The following is a 16,395-nucleotide window of genomic DNA, read 5'->3' on the forward strand; positions in this document are numbered from 1 at the left end:
CGGCCGGCCGGGCCGAGCCGACGTTGTCGCACAGTCCGCGCTACGCGGCGGTCAGACGGTGTCCGCGAGCCGCACGAAGTCGGCGACGTCGAGGCGTTCACCCCGGATGCCGGGGTCGATGCCCGCGGCACGCAGCCGCCGTTCGGCCTCGACCGCGGAACCGGCCCAACCGGCGAGCGCCGACCGCATCGTCTTGCGCCGCTGCGCGAAGGCCGCGTCGATCACCTCGAAGACGGCAGCGCGGGTAACCGGATCCTGGGAGTAAATCGGCTCGCGTTCGATGCGCACCAATCCCGATTCGACCTTGGGTTCGGGCCAGAAGACGTTGCGTCCGACGGCACCGGCCCGGCTGACCCGCCCGTGATATCGGGCCTTGACGCTGGGTACGCCGTAGGTGCGACTACCCGGTCCAGCGGCGAGCCGGTCGGCGACCTCGGCCTGCACCATCACCAGGGCGGTCTCGATCTCCGGGATCTCGCCGAGCAGATGCAGCAGAACCGGGACCGCGACGTTGTAGGGCAGATTGGCGACCAGCGCGGTCGGCAACACCGGCAGGTCGGCACGGCGCACCTGTAGCGCGTCGGCGGTGATGACCTCGAAGTCGTCGGCGCGGGCCGCGGCCCGGTCGGCGATCGTCGTCGGTAGCCGCTGCGCGAGGACCGGGTCGATCTCGACGGCGACGACGCGGCCTGCGGTGCCGAGCAACGCGAGCGTCAGCGACCCCAGTCCGGGACCCACCTCGAGGACGATGTCGTCGGGGCCGACACCGGAGGCGGCGACGATGCGGCGGACGGTGTTGGCGTCGTGGACGAAGTTCTGTCCGAGGGTTTTGGTCGGCCGGACACCGACTTCGGCTGCCAGCTCCCGGATCTGGGCAGGACCGAGTAACTGTGGGGTGCCCGCGCCGGAACCCGGCGGGGTCGGATCAGCTGCGGAACCCGGCGTGTTCAGCGCAGGCCCAGCTTGGACGAGCAGGACGGCCATGCGCCCCAGCCCTGTGCTGCCTGCGTCTTCGACGCGATGGCGATCTGCTCCTCGCGGGTGGCGAGATCGGCACGGGGCGCGTACTCCAGTCCACCCCAGCGTTCCCAGGTGTTCTGATCGAACTGGACACCGCCGTAGAAGCCGTTGCCGGTGTTGATGGCCCAGTTGCCGGTCGCCTCGCACTGGGCGAGCGCATCCCATACCGATCCCGGTGCCACATACGGGGCGCCCGGCTTGGTGCCCACGCGAACCGTGGACGCAACCGGTGCGGTGAGTACCACGGTCTCGACCGGCACCCGCTTGGTGATCTTGCCGTTGACCCGGGTGATCTCGTAGGTGATCCGGGCCTCGCCTGGCTTACCGCGCTTGAGTACGACGCGCCGGTTGCGGACGAGGCTGTCGTCCTTCTTCTCCACCTCGGGAGGCTTGACCGCCTCGGTCACCGTCGCGCGCTCGGTACGCACACGGGTGACATCGATCTTCATGCCTGCCACCACCGGAGTGTTCGCGGCGGGTACCACCTTGTCGGTGTCGACGAGCGGGTTACCCAGCGAGGCGAGAAGTTCACCGACGGTGTGCGCGGCGATGGTCGGCCGGCTGACGACCGTGCCGTCGACCAGGCGAACCTGCTTCGGCAGCGCCAGATCGAGGCGGCCTCCGGTGACCGGCATCGATGCGGGCCGGAAATTGGCGACGTCGGCGGCATGGCTGAGGCCGCGTTCGGCGAGCAGTTCGTCGACGGTCACCGAGTTGGTGGTAACGACCTGAGGCTTGCCGTCGATGTCGAGCGTGAGGGTTTTGAGCCGGTTGAGCGTGATCGTCTGACCGTCCCCGAACCCGGAGTCCAGCGATGGGGTCACCCGGTCGCCGCTGGCGACGTCGATCCCCTGCGAATCGAGGAGAGAGTCGACCGACATCGCCATCGTCGAAACACTGGTGCGGGTTCCGTCGATGTCGATGGTGACGTTCTTGTGCATGACGACACCCATGACACCACCGGCGGTCAGCGTCGACAGGACGGCACCGACCGCGACGCGGGCACGCAGCGACTTGGACTTATTGATCTTCGAAATGACAGACAAGGTCACGACATCCTGATTGACAACACGGGCTCACCCACCGCATGTCGGCACGCAGAAATACAGGGTGCACGCACCCTGGTTCGACGCCCCTGGCCAGACCAGAACCCCCGGAGGCTTTACTGCCCCTGAAGCCGGACATGCCGTTCCCCAAACGGCGGGATCACAATACGATAACGAACAGGGGTGGTTACCGCAAAGGAAGTCGGTAAATCCGGCGCGCGTTGGCGCCGAGGATGCGGCCCATCGCCTCGTCGTCGACACCACGGATATCGGCGAGCGCCCGAGCGGTGTACGGCAGGCAATAGGACTGATTGGGCTGGCCACGGTAGGGATGCGGGGTCAGGAACGGCGCATCCGTCTCGACCAGGATCTGATCGTCCGGCACGATCTCGGCTGCGGCGCGCAACTCCCCCGCATTGGCGAAGCTCACAGTTCCGGCGAAGCTGAGCACGTAGCCGCGGTCGATACATTCCCGGGCAACGGCGAGGTCACCGGAGAAGCAATGCATGATCACGACGTCGGGCGCCCCCTCGGCGGCGAGGATGTCGAGCAGATCCCGGTCCGCCTCCCGGTTGTGGATCATCAGCGGCTTGCCCACCCGCTTGGCCAGGTCGATATGCCAACGGAAGGTTTCGTGCTGCACCGCCGGGGGCGCGCAGTCATCCGATTTGCCCGGCCAGTAGTAGTCCAGGCCGGTCTCCCCGACGGCGACGACGCGGGGATGCTCGGCCATCCGCTCCAATTCGGCAGCGTTCGCGTCATCGAGGTCCCCGGCATGCATCGGGTGCAGCGCGACCGCGGCGTAGGCCCGCTCATCCCATTCGGCAGCGGCTACCGCCCAGCGCGCATCGACCATGTCGTCGGCGACGGTGATCACCGCACCCACCCCAACCGCCTCGGCGCGATCGAGGATCGCGGCCACCGACTCCGCATCGCGGCCGCCACATGCCGCGAGATGGGTGTGCGCGTCGACGAGTCCGGGCAACGGTGTCGGATCTGGCGGCGGCTCGCGCCGACGACGCTTCTTCGCCGCCTTCGCGCTCTCGTTGCGTTCGCTCTCCCCATCGCCGCCGGACACCGAGTCGCTCATGCGCTCAACAGTTCCATACCGAGCGGTGGGTCCGCGTCAGAGGTCGACGGCCCCGTCGATCACCGTGACGCAATCGCCACCCACCCAGATACCGTCCGCTCCGTCGTCGGCGACGTAGACGCGGCCGGCCCGCCCGATCGCCGTACCCTGCGACGCCACATAGTGGTTCGGCACCACACCCGTCGACCGTAGCCAGCGGGCGATCCCGGCATTGAGACTGCCGGTGACCGGATCCTCGGCAACCCCGGCGCCGGGCGCGAAGGCGCGCACCTCTACCTCCGCATCCGACTCGCCGGGCGCATACGAGCCGACGACCCCCACGAAACGATCACCGAGTGCGGCCATGTCGGGCTGTAGCGACAGCACCCGCTGCGCCGATGCCAGCCGTATCGCGAGCCAGGGTGGCCCGTTGACCACCCACTCCGCGGCCAGGATCTCCTCGGCTCGCAGCCCCAGCGCTGCGGCCACGTCGGTGACGGTCGGCGGATCCACCGGCCCGGATCTGATCAGCGGTGGTGCCGCGAAGGCGAGCCGGTCGTCCTCGCGCCGCAGTTCGACGATGCCGATCCCGCATTCCTGCCGGATCCGACCTCCGCGCGGGGTTCCGCCTGCCGCCGACCAGGCGTGGGCCGAGCCGAGCGTCGGATGTCCGGCGAAGGGCAACTCTTCCTGCGGGGTGAAGATCCGCAGCCGGTAGTCGGCGGTGGCCGGGTCGGTCGGCGGCAGCACGAAGGTCGTCTCGGACAGATTCGTCCACCGCGCGAATGCGACCATCGCCACGTCGGACAGTCCCACCGCATCGAGGACGACTGCCACCGGATTGCCCAGCGTCGGAACCGCGGAGAAGACGTCGACCTGCATGAATTCACGCTTCATGGCACCCGATATTGTCTCATCGCCAAGCGTCGAACAACCGCTTTTCTGGCCCGCGACCTGCAGACTTTGCCACTCGCTGACACCGGCTTGATTTCATATATGAAACACGATAGCGTTCGCCTGCGACGCCGGTCACAGTGTGACGGGCGTCATCGCCCCGGTGGGCGAGCGAGCTAGATGACAGGGGGGTCACATTGGCGTTCGAATTGCCGGCATCCAAAGGACCATTGCGCGATCTGGCCAATGAGGCCGGACACACGCTTGGATTCGCGCTTCAGGCCATCGGTGCATTGGTCGTCGCGATTCTGCGCCGCCGCCTGTCCATCGCCGAGACGCTGAATCAGACCGTCTTCATCGGCCGCGTCAGCACCGGTCCGTCACTCCTGCTGATGATCCCGGTCGGTGTCTTCATCGCCGTGTCGGTCGGTGAACTCGCAGGCAAGATCGGCGCGGGTGGCTACTCGGGCGCGGTCGTCGCCTTCGTCATCGTCGGTCAGGCCTCCGCCCTCGTGTGCGCACTGATGATGGCCGGTGTGGCCGGCTCCGCCATCTGCACCGACCTCGGGTCCCGCAAGATCCGCGAGGAGATCGACGCGATGGAGGTCATGGGCCTCAACGTGATCGAACGTCTCGTCGCACCGCGGATCCTGGCCGCGATCATCGTCTCGCTGGTCCTGTGCTCACTGATCACGGTGACCGGCGTCGGCGCCTGCTACCTGTATCACGTTTACATCCAGCATCTTCCGGCCGGCGCATTCATGTCGACCTTCAGCCAGTACGGCCGGTTCTCCGACTTCGTCATGGCGTTGATCAAGGCCGCGATCTTCGCGCTGCTGTCGACCATCGTCGCCTGCTTCAAGGGACTACATGCCCGCGGCGGGCCGCGTGGTGTGGCCGACGCGGTCAACGAGGCCGTGGTCATCGCCTTCGCGCTCGTCTTCATCTTCAACACGATCATGTCGCAGCTCTACACAGTGATCGTCCCGGCCGTGGGAGCGTACTGATGGTCGCCGTCACCGATACCCGGTTGCGCGTCAAGCGCAAGACTTCCCAACGTTTTTCGGCGTTCACCGCCGGTATCGTCCGAATCGGCGAATTCGTCACCTTCATCATGCGGGCGATCATCGCGATTCCGTACACCTTGGTGCAATACCGCAAGCATGTGCTCAACCAGATCGCCGAGGTCACCTTCGGCAGCAAGTCGCTGCTGTCCGGCGGCGGCACGCTCGGCATCGTGCTCGCGATGTCGCTGGCCGCGGCCATGATGCTCGGCGTCGAGACCTATCGCGGCCTGCAGCTGGTGGGTATGACGTCGATGTCGGGCATGCTGTCGGCCATCGCCAACACCCGTGAACTCGCGCCGGTCGTGGTCGGAATCGCCTTGGCCGCCAAGGTCGGCACCGGATTCACCGCCCAGGTCGGCGCCATGCGGATCTCGGACGAGATCGCCGCCCTCGACTCGATGGCGATCCGCTCGATCCCCTTCCTGGCCACCACCCGCATGATCGCGGCGATGGTCTGCATCCTGCCGATCTACATGGTCGGCCTGCTCGCCAGCTACATCGCCACCCGGCTCGTGGTCGTCTGGTACAACGGCGAATCGTCGGGCACCTACGATTACTTCTTCCACCTCGCTCTGACGCCGACCGACCTGCTCTACTCGGCGACCAAGGCAATCGTCTTCGCCGCCATCGTCGCGCTGGTGCACTGCAGCTACGGCTATTTCGCCTCCGGCGGACCTGAGGGCGTCGGGCAGGCCGCCGGCCGCGCGCTGCGAACCTCGATCCTGGCCATCGGCGTCTTCGACGTCATCTTCACCTTCGGACTGTGGGGCCTCGTCCCGCAGGTTCCGGGAATGGGGCTCTAGACATGTCGATCATGTTGCCGGGCAACCCGGTCTCCCGAGCCTCCTACATGGTCCGCGCAGTCATCGCGATCGCCCTGATCGGCACATTCGCCATCTGGATGGTGGCACGCAGTACCGGTGTCCTGGAAAGCAATCCGCAGGTACACGCCGACGTACCGGTCGAGGCCGGACTCATCACCACCGGCGCTCCGGTCCGCTACCACGGCGTCAAGGTCGGTGAGATCGCCTCCATCGACGCCGGCACCGAATCCTCCCAGGTCAATCTGACCATCGGCGACGACTTCATCGGCGACATCCCGTCCACGGTGCAGATGCGGGTGCTGCCGCGAACCTTCTTCGGCGACATCTACGTTCAGCTTGTCGACCCGGCCGGTGGCGCGCAGAGCTCGTCGTCGCTCAGCGACGGTGACGCCATCACCATCGACAGCGGACCGGAAGCACTGAACCTGTACAACATCTTCGCGAAGCTGTCCGACGTGCTGGCCGAGGTGCAGCCGCAGAAGATGACCGTCGCGCTGGCCGCAGTCTCCCGAGCCATCGGCGACCGGGGCGGCGATCTCGGCATCATGATCGACGACTGGTACCAGGCATCCCTCGTCCTGGAGGACACGATGAACCAATTCATCGACGCCACACCGAGATTCCGCGCTGTCGTGGAAAGTCTCAAGCGTGCCGCACCGGCGATCACCGACACCATCAAGTCGACGACGTCGATCTCGCGCGGCATCGTCGAACAGCAGGAGAACCTGGGCGCCTTCCTCGCCTCGGCTTCGGGCTTCGTCGGCTCGGTCTCCCCGTTCATCGCTCGGCAGCGCAACAACCTGATCACCATCGTGAAATCGACCGGCAAGATCCTGTCGACCGTCGCGAGTAATCCGTCGGGTGTCACCAACACGGTGACCGAGGCGGCGAAGTTCGGCCAGGCGGGCACCATCCTGTTCGCCAGTGGACGCTTCAACATCACTGCGGTTCCGACCTTCTCGCAGCCGATGCCCTACACCGCGGCCGACTGCCCGGTCTACGGCACCATGCGTGGACAGCAGTGCAACGGCCACGGCACCGGGATGGGGACCGGACCGGTCCGCGCGCCCGGAGCCCCGAACCCGTCGCTCCTCTCGCCGCGGCAGAGGTTCCTCGACGAGCAGCGCCGAAACTCTGAACACCCCGGCCGACCCGGCTATACCCCGTCCGGTTTCAGCGGACCGTCGGTCATCGACGGCACCGCCGAGGCCAATTCCATGAGTGAACTCGAATCCCGGCTGCCCGGGCGTGAGGGCGCGGCCACCGGAACCCCCAACGCCGCGACCACCCTGATGCTCGGACCGCTGGTGCGCGGCAACGAGGTGAGCGTGCGATGACGACCTTGTCGTGGAAGACCATCCTGAAATCGGCCTCCTTCGTGATCATCGGCATCATCGCCGCGGTGCTGGTCAGTAACACGCTGCGCGTTCCGGTTTCGGGACCGACCGACACCTACACGATCATGTTCACCGACGCCGAGGGCCTCGTGGAGGGCAACCCGGTCACCATGTCCGGCGTCCGAATCGGGCGCGTCGACGGCATCCGCTTCGAACCACAGGCCAACGGCACCACGCTGGCAGCGGTGAAGGTGAAGATCCAGCGGGAGCACGAACTGCCGAAGAACGTCGCGGCGAGTGTCCGTTACGGCGACATGCTCGGCGCCCGATACATCGCGATCGAACCGGGCCGACCCGACACCCCGGCCCGCGAGGGCAGCCGTATCCCGGCCACCGCCACCTCGCCGCCGGTCAATCTGACCGCATTGATGAACGGCTTCGAACCGCTGTTCTCGGCTCTGGACCCCAAGCAGGTCAACACCCTGGCGATGGGATTCACCCAAACCTTCGAGGGCCGTGAGGGATCGGTGCAGACGCTGCTCAAGCAGATCGCCTCGATGGGGTCGAATCTGTCGGCGAATGCCGCGGTGTTCACCCGGCTGGTCACCAATCTCAACACGCTGATGTCCACGATGGACTCCAACAGCCCGAAGATGACCGAACTGTTCCAGGGTCTGAGTTCGTTGACCTCGGCGATCGTCGGTGACAACGGCCAGCTCACCGCCCTGCTCAACAGTGGCGACCGCGCGGTCGCCTCGCTCGCGTCGATGATGACCGCCGCCGGCGACAACTTCCGTCAGAGTCTCACCGGTCTGCGCAACGTCACCGGCACGTGGGTGCCGCACACCCCGCAGTTCAACGAATTCCTGCGGCAGTTCCCAATTCTCGCCTCGAAGATCAACCAGAGCGGTCGGTATGGCGGCTTCATGATGCTCTACCTGTGCAACTTCACCCTGAAGGCATTCAACTTGGAGGCCAACATCTTCGGGCCCACGCATTCGCCGGTGTGCATGTGAGCGACATGAACAGCCATCCCGACCCATCCACTACCAGCCCAACGAGAAGGTAGGACCCGAGCCGTGTTTCTGGTCAGACTCATCGACGTCTTCGTCGGCATCTTGGAGTTCATCTTCAAGTCCGACAAGCGCGCCCAGGGTTCGTCACCGGCCGTCCTCGGAACCGCCGGCATCATCACCCTGCTGGTGCTGATGCTCATCGCCATCGGTGTGCCACAGCTGAAGTACCTCAACGACACCTCGCCGTACTCCGCCGAACTCAAGAACGCGTCCGGTCTCACCACCTCGGATCCGGTCCTCGTCGCGGGTGTGCCCGCCGGACGAATCGAGTCCATCGATCTCGCCGGTGACCGGGTCAAGGTCGGCTTCCGCCTCGACGACAACCAGCCGCTGGGCAACCAGACACGCGCCGGCGTCCGTCTGCGCACGGTGCTGGGCAAGCGTTACCTGGAGATCATTCCCGGTGGGCAGGGCAGTGTCGGCGAGAACAACACGATTCCGCTCGACCGCACGTCGGTGCCCTACAACCTCGACGACATCTCCGCCGCCGCGGTGACCAGCTCACGCGAGATCGACCCGACCGCGGTCAAGAACATGATGGCGATGATGAACTCGATCATGCCCGAGTCGGCGACCCTGGCCGACTCGATGGCCGGTGCCACCGGCGCGATGGCCGCGATCACCGGCACTGGAACCCAGCTCGACCAGTTGCTCGCCATCTCCAAGAAGCTCGCCGGAATCACCGCGCAGCAGAGTGATTCGGTGGCCGGTGCACTCTCCTCGACGCAGGCCATCGTGCAGACCCTCGCCGTTCGGCGGGTCGTTTTCACCCGCCTCGTCGACAATCTGCGGCTCGTCCTGGACCAGATGGCGACCACCTTCCCGAAGGTGCCGATGGGCCCGCTGGTCGACAACATCAAATCGGTGACCGGCACGCTGCGGACCAACGCCTCGACCATCGACGCCATCCTCACGCAGCTACCGCCGGCGATGCGCACGATCGTCGACGCGACCGGCAACGGCAACTGGACCGACGTGGTCTCGCCGAGCGCGGTCCTGCCTGACAACCTGCTATGCCTGCTCGGCGTAATGGAGGGGTGCCGCTGATGGCTTTCCGTCAAGTTCGTGAGGTCCGTCAGCGTAAGCGCTACGGCGGCAAGATATTCGTGGCCCTGCTACTGGTCGGTGCAATCGTCGCCGGGTGCTGGTACGTCTTCGGCCGTGACCCCCACACCCGCACGGTCAATGCCGAATTCGCCTTCACCAACGGCCTTTACGAAGGTTCCAAGGTGACGGTTCTCGGTGTCGCGGTGGGGCGTATCGAGGAGATCGTCCCCGCAGGCGACCGTGTCAAGGTGCGCATGAGTGTGCCCGACGACGTCGCGCTGCCTGCCGACGTCCAGGCCTACGTACTCAATCCGTCGGTGATCAGCGATCGTCACCTCGAACTCGGACCGGCCTACACAGAGGGCCCCGAATTCGCCGATGGCGGCACTATTCCGATCAGCCGCACCCACTCCCCCATCAGCTTCGACCAACTGCTCGACAGCATCGGCACGCTGACCAAGATCATGGGACCGGCCGCCGGACCCACCGACGGTCAGGGCCGCCAGGACCCCAACAGCATGGGCGCACTGCTGGCCGCCACCGCCCGCTCCTGGGACGGCCGCGGAACCGAATTCGGCACCACGATGTCCGGCCTGGCCTCCGCATCAGGCATCTTCGGCGCCCGCGTCGATGACATGCAGGATCTGATCGACAGCCTCAACACGATGATGCAGACCTTCCACGCCAAGCAGGTGTCGCTGGATGGACTGGTCAACGCGATGAGTCAGCTGTCCACCCAGTGGGCGGCGGCCAACCAGGACATCACAGCTCCGATCAAGGATCTGCGGGTCGTCTTCGACCAGATCAACGGGTTTGTGATGCAGCACGGCAACGATGTCGGTGTGGTCGCCGAGAATCTGCGCGAGCTCGGCGCCACGCTGACCAAGAACAAGGCCGGTCTGGCCGAGTTCATGGATCTCGCGCCGTTGATGATGCAGAACCTGTCGAGCACCATCGGTCCTGATCGCCGCGGCCGGATCCGGCTGAACATCTCGACCACGCTCACCCAGTTCAAGAAGCTCAAGCCGCTCTGCGACCAGTTCCCGATGCCGATCTGCATCGGTGCGGGTCTGACCAATCCGATCGCCTTCCCGATCAGCAGCTCCGATCCGCTCGGCATCGTCTCGGCCATCACCGGCGGCGCCCTGCCGCCGAAGGCGCCGGCCGCACCGCGAGGGGGGAACTGATGTCTCGCCGATCCATTCGCGTCTACACCGCGGTCGTGACCGCGGCCGCGACGATGAGTCTGTCCGCCTGCTCCTACGGGTTGCAGGACCTTCCGCTCGGCGCCGGCGGTGGCGACGCCTTCTCGGTGACCGCCGAGCTGACGACCGCCGACGGTGTGGTCAACGGCGCCGACGTCCGCAACGGGCAGCGGGTCGTCGGCCGGGTCACCGACATCACGCTCAGCGGCCAGCACGCCGAGATCACCATGTCCTTGGAGCAGGACACGACGCTGCCGGCAAACACCACCGCAACGGTGGAACTGCCCTCGGCGCTGGGCACCCCGTTCATCCGGCTCACCGCGCCGGAGAAGCCGCAGGGCACGCTGACCGACGGCTCGCATCTGGAGCTCACGCAGACCTCGGTCGGGCCGCAGATCGAGGCGACGCTGGCCGCGCTCGGCGAGATCGTCGGCGGTAGCGGGGTCTCTCAGCTGCAGTCGGTGATGTCGAGCCTGAACTCCGCATTCGCGGGGCGTTCGGACAAGGTCGGTCATCTCATCGACACGATGAACCGCCTGCTCGCGCGGTCGTCGAAGTACACCGAGGACTTCAACCAGGCGATTTCGGCGGCCGCCGATGTCAGCACCATTCTCGTCGGTCAGCAGAACGCGGTCGACGAGTTCCTCAAGACCGTGCCCGATGCGGTGAATGCGCTTGCCGCCCAGCGCAACCAGATCGCCTCGCTGATGCGTCAGACGACCACGCTGGCAGTCAATCTGGATGCGGTCACCAAGGGTAGGCAGGCAACCCTCAACAGCATGGTCGGCGATGCCAACGTGTTGGTGAAGTCGTTGGCCGCCTTCAACGGCACCGTCGGCGCCACGCTGACGAACATGAATTCGTTCATGCGCAACTTCAACCGGTCGATCCGCGGTGACTACCTGGTCTTCGACGGTGCGCTCGACATTCCGGGTGGCATCGACAAGATCCTCACCGGCGGTCTGCTGCTGGCGGGTCAGCCATTGCCCAACGGCCAGGATCTGCGGGATGTGCTCAGCGGCGGTCTCGCCCGCGATCTGCATCCCGAACGTAAGCCGACCAAGAAGCGCGCACCCAAGTCGACCGCCGCACGTCCGGGAGCACCACGATGAGCTACGGCAGCACCGTCCAGAACTCCGGCAAGGGTCGTCGGCGTTTGCCCACACCACGCACCGGCACACTGCAATTCATCATCTTCCTGGTGCTCGCGGCGGTCGTGATCCCGTACGGAATCAACTTCATCGCGGGCCCGGAGGGTTTCGGCGACAAAATCGTCCTGCACGCTCAGATGGAAGATGCCTTCGGCCTGACCGAGGGCACCGGCGTCACCCTGCGCGGCGTCGACGTCGGTACCGTCCGTTCGGTGTCGCTGTCCGACAATGGCGACGGCGCCGACGTCGAGCTCGTGGTGCGTGGCGACACCCAGATCCCCAAGCAGTCCTTCATGCAGGTCACCATGGCCTCGATGGCGGGCATTCAGAGTGTCGACATCATTCCCGCCAACAACAATCCGCCGTATCTGTCCTCCGGTGACACCATCAACGCTCCGGCCAATCTGCAGCCCAAGCAGATGGATGCGATCATCGGCGACGCGGCCGCGGTGTTGCGGAGCATCGGCAGCGGGCACCTGACGACCTTCGGCAACGAGTTCTTCGACGCGTTCAGCCACGACGATCAGGCCCTGACCAAGCTGGTCAGCAACGGCACCGCACTGGCCGGCTTGGTCAACCGCAACGCACCTATCCTGCGTGGCCTGTTCGACGACTGGCTCAAGGTGCTGGACGCGATGAGCGACAACACCGCCGCTTTCGAATCGGGTATGCGGACGACGGCCTCCTTCACCGATCAGCTCGACGCCAATCAGCCGGTGTTCGTCTACATGCTCGACAAGGGCCCGGCCGCGATGAAGCGCACCAAGGATCTGTTCGACAAGTACCGCGGCACCTTCGGTGGTGTGCTGGCCAATCTGGTGACCGTGGAACCGATCATCAGTGACCGACAGCAGTCGCTGATCACCGGTCTCGAGACCATTCCGCGTGGGCTGCAGGACCTTCGTTCGATCGTCAAGAACGGTCGCGCCGACTTCGCGCTGATCGGCACGCAGGGACCTGTGTGCATGTTCTACGACGTGCCGCGCAACGAGATCGGCAATCTGACCCCGACCGCCCCGAATCTGAACCGCTACTGCCCGCCGGGCAATGGTCACGGTCAGCGCGGCGCGGTCAACGCCCCTCGCCCGAATGATCTGGGTATGGGCAACATGACCACTCCCGGCGGGGTTTCCGGCCCGCCGGCAGTCTCCGACCCCGTTCTCATCCCGAATGGCGTCGAGTTGCTGCAGTGGTGGCAAGAACTTCTGGAAAGGGCACGAAATGGCAACTGATATCACCTCGCACGAAGATCCGCGCACCGACGACTCGGTGGATACCGAGGCCGCCGACGGCACCGGGGCAGCCGACGAGACCACCGAGGCCCCCGAGGCCCCCGTCGCAGCACCCCGGGGCAAGAAGAAGGTTGCCGCCCGTTCCGCCCCGATGGCCCGCAGGCGACCGGCGAAGGCGTCCACCGGATCGGCGTCCACCGACGACACCGACATCTCCGACGGCGACGACACGGTCGTGTCCACGGTTGCGATGTCCGCTGCCACCCAGGCACGTCCGGAACGCAACCGTGGTCTGGTGTTCGTCGCGGCTGCGGCCGCGGTCGTGATGCTCGCGCTCGCCGGCGCGACCGCATTCTTCGGCTATCACTACTTCACCGACGACGATGCGGCCGCGGAGACTCCGGTGGTCGCCGACGGCGCTGCGGTCAACACCGCGAAGGACTACGCGATCAAGCTGTCCAGCTTCGACTATCGCGACCTGAACAAGAATCGCGACTCGATCGTCTCCATGTCGACGCCCGCCTTCGCCGGCCGGTATGCCGAGATGATCAACGCGCTGAACCCGATCGTCACCGACGGTCGCGGTGAGGCCACCGCGAAGGTGTCGCATGCGGCGCTGGAGAACGTCGACGGCAACACCGCGGCGGTGCTGCTGTTCGTCGACCAGAGCGCGCGCAACATCGTCACCCCGGACGGAAAGTCCCAGCCCTACCGAATGCTGGTGACACTCAAGCACACCGACGGCCGCTGGCTCGTCGACAACGTCGAGACAAAGTGACAGTCAACGTCGAGACGAAGTGACCACCTGAGTACTTCAACCCTCACCGCTGGAAGGAAATCCAATGGCCGCCAGTTACCTCCCCGTCATCGAGGAGACCGTCCCGGAACTGACCACGGCGCAGACGCGGATCGAGATCACCACCCGCAAACGCCGTCGGACGAGCAAGAGTAAACCTGCCCGCATCCAGGAGGCGATCGACTTCTGGTCCTTCGCGGGTGGGGCCGCGAATGTGGTCATGCAGCTCGGTTGGCCGGAGGTCGCCTACGGCGTGATGGAGTCGAAGGTCGAGTCGGGGGCGTTGACCAAACACCCGTGGAAGCGTGCGCGCACCACCGGCCAGTATCTCGCCGTCGCCATCCTCGGCAGCGAGGAGGAGAAGAAGGCGTTCCGGGAGGCGGTCAACACCGCCCACCGTCATGTCCGTTCCGACGAGAACAGCCCGGTGAAGTACAACGCCTTCAACCGCGAGCTGCAGATGTGGGTCGCGGCCTGCCTGTTCATCGGGATCGAGGACTCTCATCAGCTGCTGCATGGCGTGATGGAAGAGGATGAGGCCGAGGAGTTTTACCAGTCGTCGAAGACTCTGGGCACGACGTTGCAGGTTCCGCATGACATGTGGCCGGCCACCCGCAAGGACTTCGACCACTATTGGAATGTGGCATGCCAGCGCGTCGTCATCGACGACACGACCTGCGACTTCCTCAACGATCTGGTCGATCTGAAGATGATCAACCCGCTGATCCGGTTGCCGTTCGTGAATCTGCTGCGGTTCCTGACGATCGGCTTCCTGCCTCCGCAGTACCGTGACCAGCTCGGTCTGGAATGGACCGAGGACGATCGGCGGCGTTTCCAGCATCTGTTCTCCTTCGTCGGCTTCGTCAACAAGTTCCTGCCGAAGTCGATTCGCTTCGGTGGTAGCCGAATGCTGATGCGCGACTTGCGTTATCGCATGAAGCACGACAAGGCCGTGATCTGATTTGTCCGCAAGGTCGCAGCCGACGTTGGCGCAGGTACTCAACGAGCCCGTCATCTATCTGATGTGGCCCCGTTCGGTCCTGATGCAGCTCGCCCACCCCGACATCGCCGCCACCGAGGTCGTCAGCGGTGTGTACGGGAATCGTGGGGCTCAGCGCTGGGCTGGCACGATCGAGTATCTGCGGGTCGCGATCGGCGGTCGCGACGAGCATCGTCGTGATCTGATCCGTGACGTCAACGCCGTTCATGCCGCCGTCCGGGTGCCCGACGATCATCCGGAGGGTGTCCGGCGGCCGGTCTTCGATCCCCGGTTGCAGCGCTGGGTGGTGGCCACCTGGTTCGTGAGTATCGTCGACACGTACCGACTGTTGGTCGGTCCGCTCGACGACGACACGGTTGAACGGCTCTATCGTGAGTTCCAGCCTGCGGGCACGCTGCTCCAGATGGGTCCGGCCGACTGGCCGGCTGACGTCGCGGCGCTGCGCGCCTATGTTGCTTATATGGAAGGTGAGTTCCCGGCGCGTCTGCCTCGGTCGGGACCCGATGATCCCCCGGAGTTCGCGACTCCGGGGGATGTCGCCGCCCAGGTGTTCTCCACCTATTCGCTGCGGCGGCGGTATGTCCGCCGAATCGGTCGGGTGCGGCTGTTGACCTGGGGTATGGCCGGCGAAGGCCTACGCTCGGTGTATGGCATCGAGTGGACCGCCGCCCACGACCGCCGGTTCGAGCGCTGTGTCCGCTCGATCCGCCGCCTGCACACCTACTGGCCCGGAACGCTGCGCCGCAGGCACGGCCGACGCGTGACGCGGCGATATCAGCGGTCACCGCACGGTCGGGCGTCGGCGGGCCTGCGGGCCTCTCGCTCCCCGGCAAACCACACCGCGCGCTCCTCCCGAACCCCCACGAACGACGACCCCCGCACCGGACGGAATCACCGATGAGTACTGGATCTCTACGCCGCACCCAACTCACCGACGAGGTGGCCAACCACCTGCGCAATCGGATCATGACCGGGCAGCTGCGGCCCGGTGATTTCGTGCGGCTCGACGAGACCGCGTCCACTCTCGGGTGCAGCGTGACTCCCGTCCGCGAGGCACTGGTCACCCTGCGCGGGGAGGGATTGGTGCGGTCCTCTCCGCACCGCGGTTTCATCGTCGAACCGCTCGATCGTGGCGACATCGTGGACATCTTCTGGATGCAGGCGGAGTTGTCGGCGCGGCTGGCGACGCACGCCGCCCGCGCGCAAGACCTGGAACGTCATCTCGCCGAGCTCGGTGAGATCGTCGACCGGCTCGAACTGGCGGTCAACGCGCAGCATCCCGACCTGATTCTGGCCGGCGAGTTCGCCTTCCACCGCAAGGTTCATCTGATGGCGAACAGCAAGAAGCTCGCATGGTTCCAGTACGCGGCCAGCAAGTACAACCCCTTCGAGTTGTATTCCGCCGACACCGAGTGGGGCCATGAGGCGGTCGCGAGCCACCGCGTCCTCATCGAGAAGTTGCGGGCCGGCGATGTGGAGGGCATTCGCAGCGAGGTCGGCGCCCGTTTCGCCGATGCCCGTGACCGGCTGATCGCCAGCCTGGAATCGATCGGTTTCTGGGACGAGGCCGTGGATACCCGCAAGGCCAACTCGGCGTAGGTCCTCGGCACACCTCGGCCGACCCCGACCGC

Annotated in this window: 16 protein-coding genes; 12 read left to right on the top strand and 4 right to left on the bottom strand. The window is 65.7% G+C overall.

Annotation, left to right across the window (positions count from 1 at the left end; translation table 11 throughout):
• Positions 1 to 51: 51 nt before the first annotated feature.
• The 4 genes from rsmA to QSJ18_RS15815 all read right to left on the bottom strand — a co-directional run bounded on the left by rsmA (position 52) and on the right by QSJ18_RS15815 (position 4,032).
• Positions 52 to 984, bottom strand: coding sequence for a 16S rRNA (adenine(1518)-N(6)/adenine(1519)-N(6))-dimethyltransferase RsmA (gene rsmA / locus QSJ18_RS15800; RefSeq protein WP_286327529.1), 933 nt, complete (start codon positions 982 to 984; stop codon positions 52 to 54).
• Positions 948 to 2,066, bottom strand: a complete 1,119-nt coding sequence (locus QSJ18_RS15805) for a resuscitation-promoting factor (RefSeq protein WP_286327599.1) — start codon at positions 2,064 to 2,066, stop codon at positions 948 to 950. The genes rsmA and QSJ18_RS15805 overlap by 37 nt, the downstream gene beginning before the upstream one ends.
• 187 nt (positions 2,067 to 2,253) lie before the next feature.
• The gene (locus tag QSJ18_RS15810; RefSeq protein ID WP_286327530.1) at positions 2,254 to 3,156 is read right to left on the bottom strand and encodes a TatD family hydrolase; all 903 of its coding nucleotides are present in this window, start codon (positions 3,154 to 3,156) and stop codon (positions 2,254 to 2,256) included.
• A 36-nt stretch (positions 3,157 to 3,192) separates the two neighbouring features.
• A complete protein-coding gene (locus QSJ18_RS15815; protein ID WP_286327531.1) occupies positions 3,193 to 4,032 on the bottom strand; it encodes a PhzF family phenazine biosynthesis protein in 840 nt (279 codons plus the stop codon).
• Between the two features lie 194 nt (positions 4,033 to 4,226).
• Here QSJ18_RS15815 and QSJ18_RS15820 point away from each other — a divergent pair, with 194 nt between their 5' ends.
• From QSJ18_RS15820 to QSJ18_RS15875, 12 genes are all read left to right on the top strand, one after another.
• The gene (locus QSJ18_RS15820; RefSeq protein WP_286327532.1) at positions 4,227 to 5,036 is read left to right on the top strand and encodes an MlaE family ABC transporter permease; all 810 of its coding nucleotides are present in this window, start codon (positions 4,227 to 4,229) and stop codon (positions 5,034 to 5,036) included.
• Positions 5,036 to 5,899, top strand: a complete 864-nt coding sequence (locus QSJ18_RS15825; RefSeq protein WP_286327533.1) for an MlaE family ABC transporter permease — start codon at positions 5,036 to 5,038, stop codon at positions 5,897 to 5,899. The genes QSJ18_RS15820 and QSJ18_RS15825 overlap by 1 nt, the downstream gene beginning before the upstream one ends.
• 2 nt (positions 5,900 to 5,901) lie before the next feature.
• A complete protein-coding gene (locus QSJ18_RS15830) occupies positions 5,902 to 7,257 on the top strand; it encodes an MCE family protein (protein WP_286327534.1) in 1,356 nt (451 codons plus the stop codon).
• Complete coding sequence (locus tag QSJ18_RS15835; protein WP_286327535.1) at positions 7,254 to 8,273, top strand: MlaD family protein; 1,020 nt, start codon at positions 7,254 to 7,256, stop codon at positions 8,271 to 8,273. Before QSJ18_RS15830 ends, QSJ18_RS15835 begins: the two co-directional genes overlap by 4 nt.
• A 63-nt stretch (positions 8,274 to 8,336) precedes the next feature.
• Positions 8,337 to 9,380, top strand: a complete 1,044-nt coding sequence (locus tag QSJ18_RS15840; protein ID WP_286327537.1) for an MlaD family protein — start codon at positions 8,337 to 8,339, stop codon at positions 9,378 to 9,380.
• Positions 9,380 to 10,567: an MCE family protein gene (locus QSJ18_RS15845; protein WP_286327539.1), complete on the top strand. Its 1,188-nt coding sequence runs from the start codon at positions 9,380 to 9,382 to the stop codon at positions 10,565 to 10,567. The genes QSJ18_RS15840 and QSJ18_RS15845 overlap by 1 nt, the downstream gene beginning before the upstream one ends.
• Positions 10,567 to 11,697, top strand: a complete 1,131-nt coding sequence (locus QSJ18_RS15850) for an MCE family protein (RefSeq protein ID WP_286327540.1) — start codon at positions 10,567 to 10,569, stop codon at positions 11,695 to 11,697. Before QSJ18_RS15845 ends, QSJ18_RS15850 begins: the two co-directional genes overlap by 1 nt.
• Positions 11,694 to 12,968, top strand: coding sequence for an MlaD family protein (locus QSJ18_RS15855; RefSeq protein WP_286327541.1), 1,275 nt, complete (start codon positions 11,694 to 11,696; stop codon positions 12,966 to 12,968). The genes QSJ18_RS15850 and QSJ18_RS15855 overlap by 4 nt, the downstream gene beginning before the upstream one ends.
• On the top strand, positions 12,958 to 13,746 hold the full coding sequence (locus QSJ18_RS15860) for a hypothetical protein (protein ID WP_286327543.1): 789 nt from the start codon (positions 12,958 to 12,960) through the stop codon (positions 13,744 to 13,746). The genes QSJ18_RS15855 and QSJ18_RS15860 overlap by 11 nt, the downstream gene beginning before the upstream one ends.
• Before the next feature lie 64 nt (positions 13,747 to 13,810).
• Positions 13,811 to 14,725, top strand: a complete 915-nt coding sequence (locus QSJ18_RS15865; RefSeq protein ID WP_286327544.1) for an oxygenase MpaB family protein — start codon at positions 13,811 to 13,813, stop codon at positions 14,723 to 14,725.
• 1 nt (position 14,726) lies between these two features.
• Positions 14,727 to 15,665, top strand: a complete 939-nt coding sequence (locus QSJ18_RS15870; protein ID WP_286327545.1) for an oxygenase MpaB family protein — start codon at positions 14,727 to 14,729, stop codon at positions 15,663 to 15,665.
• Positions 15,662 to 16,363 (top strand): GntR family transcriptional regulator, encoded by a 702-nt coding sequence (locus tag QSJ18_RS15875; RefSeq protein ID WP_286327546.1) that lies wholly within the window; start codon positions 15,662 to 15,664, stop codon positions 16,361 to 16,363. Before QSJ18_RS15870 ends, QSJ18_RS15875 begins: the two co-directional genes overlap by 4 nt.
• Positions 16,364 to 16,395: the final 32 nt, after the last annotated feature.

The organism is Gordonia heveisoli (assembly GCF_030315745.1).
Taxonomy (GTDB): Bacteria; Actinomycetota; Actinomycetes; order Mycobacteriales; family Mycobacteriaceae; genus Gordonia.